This window comes from Spirillospora sp. NPDC046719, from assembly GCF_040645715.1.
Taxonomy (GTDB): domain Bacteria; phylum Actinomycetota; class Actinomycetes; order Streptosporangiales; family Streptosporangiaceae; genus Spirillospora.
On the sequence record NZ_JBEYYT010000600.1, the window covers coordinates 1 to 4666 of the forward strand.

Annotated in this window: 5 protein-coding genes; all 5 read left to right on the forward strand. The window is 76.0% G+C overall.

What is annotated here, in order from left to right; genetic code table 11:
* Positions 1-251 precede the first annotated feature (251 nt).
* The 5 genes from ABZ914_RS46920 to ABZ914_RS46940 all read left to right on the forward strand — a co-directional run bounded on the left by ABZ914_RS46920 (position 252) and on the right by ABZ914_RS46940 (position 4534).
* Positions 252-1460: a sensor histidine kinase gene (locus ABZ914_RS46920; protein WP_500201125.1), complete on the forward strand. Its 1209-nt coding sequence runs from the start codon at positions 252-254 to the stop codon at positions 1458-1460.
* Between the two features lie 114 nt (positions 1461-1574).
* Positions 1575-2000 carry a pyridoxamine 5'-phosphate oxidase family protein gene (locus ABZ914_RS46925; protein ID WP_500201126.1) on the forward strand — a complete coding sequence of 142 codons (426 nt, stop codon included), beginning with the start codon at positions 1575-1577 and terminating at the stop codon, positions 1998-2000.
* A 53-nt stretch (positions 2001-2053) separates the two neighbouring features.
* A complete protein-coding gene (locus ABZ914_RS46930; protein ID WP_433154176.1) occupies positions 2054-2719 on the forward strand; it encodes a response regulator transcription factor in 666 nt (221 codons plus the stop codon).
* Between the two features lie 112 nt (positions 2720-2831).
* Positions 2832-3776: an ABC transporter ATP-binding protein gene (locus tag ABZ914_RS46935; protein WP_500201127.1), complete on the forward strand. Its 945-nt coding sequence runs from the start codon at positions 2832-2834 to the stop codon at positions 3774-3776.
* Positions 3773-4534, forward strand: a complete 762-nt coding sequence (locus tag ABZ914_RS46940; protein WP_500201128.1) for an ABC transporter permease — start codon at positions 3773-3775, stop codon at positions 4532-4534. Before ABZ914_RS46935 ends, ABZ914_RS46940 begins: the two co-directional genes overlap by 4 nt.
* The last annotated feature ends 132 nt before the right edge of the window (positions 4535-4666 follow it).

The window sequence follows — 4666 nt, forward strand, 5'->3', positions numbered from 1 at the left end:
GCCCGGCGGACGGCCCGCCGGCGCCTCGGTTCTGGTGTCCTCATGTCCTTCGACGCTAGGCGCGCGCGGGCTTCCGCACAGTGACGCGATCACCCCGGTTCGCGGTCGGGCAGGCGGCACGGCCATGGTGGGGACAGCCCCACATCCGGGTCCCGCACCGCCGCTGACCGGCGGGACCGTCGACCAAAGTCGATGCCCGCGCCGACCCTCGACCGCTCCGGGGCCGGCGCGGGCTCGCTAGCGTTGGCGGCATGGATCCCGCCGTCCCCTCCCCCGCGACCGGCCCGTCCCGCCCCGCCGGCCCGCTCGACCTGCGGCGCCCGTGGCGGGACTGGCTCGGCGACCTCGGCGTCACCGCCGGGGCGGCGGCGCTGGGCCTGCTGCTGCTCCAGGGGACGCTGGACGACCCGACGCCCGGCCAGCGGATCGTGGTGCCGCTGGACCTGTCGGTCGGCGCGGCCTCCCTGGTGTTCCTGCTGCTGTTCCGGCGCCGCTTCCCGGTGGCCGTCGCGGTGACGATGATGTTCGCGCAGTGGACGGCCACCTCGACGCTGGGCACGGCCGCCGCCGCCATGTACTCGCTGGCGATGCTGCGCCCCTGGCGGACGCTCCTGCCGATCGCCGCCGCGAACACGGCGCTGATCGCCGTGCTGTTCTGGATCACCTCGCCCTGGGACCAGTTCCGCCAGGGCGTCGTCATCTTCGGCCTGATCTACGCCGTGCTGATCACGACGGGGATGCTGGTGCGGTCGCGGCGGCAGCTCATCGCCTCGATGGAGGAGCGGGCCCGCGCCGCCGAGGAGGGGCAGCGGCTGCGGGTGGAGGAGGCGCGGCTGCTGGAGCGCGAGCGGATCGCGCGGGAGATGCACGACGTCCTCGCTCACCGCATCTCGCTGCTGGCGGTGCACGCGGGGGCGCTGGAGTTCCGCCCGGACGCGCCCGCCGACCAGCGCGCCGCCGCCGGGGTCATCCGGCAGAGCGCCTACGAGGCCATGGAGGACCTGCGCGAGGTGATCGGGGTGCTGCGCGGCGATCCCGGCGGCGCGGAGGCCGACCGGCCGCAGCCCGCGCTCGCCGACGTCCCGGAGCTGGTGCGGGAGTCGTCGGCGGCCGGGGGCGAGGTGCTCCTGGACGACCGGGTGCCCGATCCGGCGGGGATCCCCGTCCGGGTCGGGCGGCACGCCTACCGGATCGTCCAGGAGGGGCTGACCAACGCCCGCAAGCACGCGCCGGGGGCGCGGGTCCGGGTGACGCTCGACGCGCCCGGCGGGACGGCGCTGACCATCGAGGTCGTGAACCCGATCCCGCCGGGGCCGCCGCCCGCCGGCGCGATGCCGGGCGCCGGCGCCGGGCTGGTGGGGCTCGGCGAGCGGGTCGCGCTGCTCGGCGGCACGCTGGAGCACGGCCGGACCGGGGACGGCCGGTTCCGGCTGCGCGCCCGCCTCCCGCTCCCCGGCTGAGCCGCCGCCCGCCTCCGCGCCCGGGATGGGCCCGGGCCTGCCCATGGCACGTCCCGGGCACGTCCGTGCAGGTCGGACGCATGGCCGCCGCGAGTTGCGGGCATGGCCGTGAACATGGCATCTGACTCCGCACAACCCGTCCTTGAGGAACTCGACCGCGAGGAGTGCCTGCGCCTCATCGCACCCGGCGGCATCGGCCGGATCGCGTTCGAGGACGGCGAAGGGCCCGCGGTGGTCCCGGTGAACTACGCCGTCGACGGCGAAACGGTGCTGTTCCGCACCTCGTTGCAGGGCCGGCTGAGCCGGAGCCTGATGACCGCCGTGCCGGGCGGGAAGGTGCGGGCCGCCTTCGAGGTCGACGCGTTCCAGGACAGCACGCACGAGGGGTGGAGCGTGCTGGTGCGCGGCGGCGCCCGGCCCCTCGACGACGAGGAGAAGGAGCGCGCCGTCCGGGTCGACCCGTGGCCCGGCGGCGAGCGCGAGGCGTGGTTCAGCCTGGCGGGGATGGAGATCAGCGGCCGGCGGCTCCGGCGGCCGTAGGCACGGCCGCCGGTGCGGCCGCCGGTACGGCCCGGCGCCCATAGGGTTGGGAGATGGACTCACCTCCCATCCGTGTGCTGATCGTGGACGACGACGCGCTCGTCCGGTCGGGGCTGTCGATGATGCTCGCGGGCGCCGGGGACCTGGAGGTCGTCGGGGGCGTCGCGGACGGCGCGGAGGCGGTGCCCGCGGTGAACGAGCACCGCCCGGACGTGGTGCTGATGGACATCCGGATGCCGCGGCTGGACGGGCTGGCCGCCACCGAGCTGCTCCGGGCGCGGCGCGACCCGCCGGAGATCATCCTGCTGACGACGTTCGACACCGACGACCACATCCTGCGCGCGATGCGCGCGGGCGCGAGCGGGTTCCTGCTGAAGCACACCCCGCCGCCGGAGATCATCCAGGCGATCCGGCAGGTCGCGGCCGGGGAGCCGATGCTGTCGCCGGCGGTGCTGCGCCGGATGATGTCGTTCGTCGCCGAGGCGGGCGCCGATCCGCGCAAGGCCCGCGCCCGCGCGCTGCTGGAGCGGCTCAGCGAGGGCGAGCGGGCGGTCGCGGTGCGGGTCGGGCAGGGCAAGACGAACAGCGAGATCGGCCGGGAGCTGTCGCTGAGCGTCGCGACGGTGAAGGCGTACGTGTCGCGGCTGCTGACCAAGCTGGAGCTGAACAACCGGGTGCAGGTCGCGCTGCTGGTCAACGACGCCGATCTCGGCGCGTAGCCGGGCGGCGGGCGCGGGCGCCGACTTCGGTCGCGGGACCACCGACCGAAGTCACGGCGCGGCCGACGTTCGGCGGACGCGGTCCGGGGGCCGGTCCGGCGAGCCTGGACGCATGATCGATGTCGACCGACTGACGAAACGGTACGGGGACGCCGCGGCGGTGCGGGACGTCACGTTCCGCTGCGAGCCGGGCACCGTGACCGGTTTCCTGGGCCCGAACGGGGCCGGGAAGTCCACGACCATGCGGATGATCTGCGGGCTGACGCCGCCGTCCTCGGGCTCCGCGACGGTGAAGGGCGTCCCGTACCGGCGGATCGCGAACCCGGGGCGGCATGTCGGCGTGCTCCTCGACGCGGGCGCGCAGCATTCCGGGCGCACGGGCCGCGAGGTGCTCGCGCTGACCGCGCAGGTCACGTGCGTGCCGAAGGAGCGCGTGGGGGAGCTGCTGGAGCTGGTGGGGCTGTCGGGGAAGGCGGCGGGGCGGCGCGTCGGCGGGTACTCGCTCGGCATGCGGCAGCGGCTCGGGCTGGCGCAGGCGCTGGTCGGCGACCCGGGCGTGCTGATCCTGGACGAGCCCGCGAACGGCCTGGACCCGGAGGGGATCCACTGGATGCGCGGGCTGCTGCGCGGGTTCGCCGACCGGGGCGGCACCGTGCTGCTGTCGTCGCACCTGCTGCTGGAGGTCGAGGCGGTCGCGGACCGCTTCGTCGTGATCGCGGAGGGGCGGGTCGCGGCGCGCGGCACCAAGGAGGAGCTGCTCGCGGGGCCGGGCCGGACCGTCGTCCGCGCCCTGGACTCCGGCCGGCTGGAGGCGGCGCTGGCCGCCGCGGGCCTGCGGTTCTCGGCCCGCGCGGAGGGCGGGTTCGTCGTGGAGGCCGGCGCCGAGGCGGTGGGGCGGGCGGCCGCGTCGTCGGGGGCCGTCCTGCTGGAGCTGCGGCCGTCCGGCGGCGGGCTGGAGGAGCTGTTCCTGTCGCTGACCGCCGGCTCACCGGCCGCCGGCGGCGCCGCGGCCCCCGCCTCGCCCGCCGGCGCCGAGCCCGAGGGGGCGCTGCGATGACCGCCGTCCTCGCGGCGCCGGCGCGCCCGTCGCTCGGCCGGCTGACCGCCGTCGAGCTGCGCAAGACGGTCGACACGCGGGCCGGGCGCTGGCTGCTCGCGCTGATCGCGCTGAGCGCGGTCGCGATGATGCCCGTCGTCCTCTACGCGGCGCCGGGCGGCGAGCAGTCCCTTGGCCAGCTGTTCGCCGCCTCGCAGATCGGGGTGTCGCTGCTGCTCCCCGTCCTCGGGATCATGTCGGTGACGTCGGAGTGGTCGCAGCGGACGGCGCTGGCCACGTTCACGCTCGCCCCGGAGCGGGAGCGCGTCCTGGCGGCGAAGCTGCTGGCGGGAGCGTGCCTGGCGGCGCTGTTCGTCGCGGCGGGGATCGCGGTCGGGTTCCTCGGCCGCGTCGCGGGCGCGGCGCTCGGCCGGTCGTCGGGTTCGTGGTCGCTGCCGCTGCCGCTGGTCGGCACCATGCTGCTCTTCGCGGTGATCATGGTGACGCTGGGGACGGCGTTCGGGATGCTGTTCATGAACCCGCCGCTGGCGATCGTGCTCTACTTCCTGCTGCCCACGCTGTGGACGACGCTCGGCGAGATGGTGCCGGGGCTGCGGGGCCCGGTCCGCTGGCTGGACGCGAACCGGACCCTCGACACGCTCACCGACCCGGGCGTCACCGCCGCCGAGTGGGCGCGGATCGGGACGTCCCTCGCCGTCTGGCTGCTCGTCCCGCTGGCGGCCGGGACCGTCCGGCTCGTCCGGCGGGAGGTGAAGTAGTCACTCGCGGGAGCCGAGCGGGACGTTGCGCAGCAGCAGCGCCGCCGCCAAGCCGACCGCCAGCAGCGGCAGGCCGGTGAGGAACAGGTCGGAGAACGCCTGCGCGAAGGCTTCGGCGACGCCGTGCCGGAC

Excerpts from the sequence above, each read along its gene's own strand:
- ABZ914_RS46920 (WP_500201125.1), top strand. The coding sequence starts at position 252 with ATGGATCCCGCCGTCCCCTCCCCCGCGACCGGCCCGTCCCGCCCCGCC.
- ABZ914_RS46925 (WP_500201126.1), top strand. The coding sequence starts at position 1,575 with ATGGCATCTGACTCCGCACAACCCGTCCTTGAGGAACTCGACCGCGAG.
- ABZ914_RS46930 (WP_433154176.1), top strand. The coding sequence starts at position 2,054 with ATGGACTCACCTCCCATCCGTGTGCTGATCGTGGACGACGACGCGCTC.
- ABZ914_RS46935 (WP_500201127.1), top strand. The coding sequence starts at position 2,832 with ATGATCGATGTCGACCGACTGACGAAACGGTACGGGGACGCCGCGGCG.
- ABZ914_RS46940 (WP_500201128.1), top strand. The coding sequence starts at position 3,773 with ATGACCGCCGTCCTCGCGGCGCCGGCGCGCCCGTCGCTCGGCCGGCTG.